Source organism: Corynebacterium sp. HMSC077D03 (genome assembly GCF_001808545.1).
In the GTDB taxonomy this organism is placed as follows: Bacteria; Actinomycetota; Actinomycetes; order Mycobacteriales; family Mycobacteriaceae; genus Corynebacterium; species Corynebacterium simulans.
Genome location: NZ_KV793668.1, coordinates 1 through 306 on the forward strand (window position 1 = coordinate 1; position 306 = coordinate 306).

The 306-nt window shown below is 55.6% G+C and carries 1 protein-coding gene; it reads right to left on the minus strand.

The genetic code is table 11. The annotated features are described in order from the left end of the window. The coding region (locus tag HMPREF2888_RS02210; protein WP_141744807.1) for a DDE-type integrase/transposase/recombinase at positions 1-306 on the minus strand (306 nt) is incomplete at both ends.

Below are 306 nucleotides of genomic sequence, written 5' to 3' on the forward strand. Positions count from 1 at the left end.
GCCTGTGAGGTGTACACACTGCCATGATCAGAATGGAAAATTGCCCCAGTAAGGTTTCCGCGGACTTTGCTGGCATGAGACAAAGCTTCGATAACCAGAGATACCCGCATGTGATCGGCTAGCGCATGACCAACGAGCTTGCGCGAGTAGGCGTCAATGACTGTGGCAAGGTACATGTTCTTGCCGCCCTTGCAGGGCAGGTAGGTGATGTCGCCTACATAGACGTGGTTCGGCCTGTCAGCGGTGAATTTGCGGCCTACTAGATCTGGCATGACTCGGTGACCAGGCTTGCGCCGGGTGGTGATG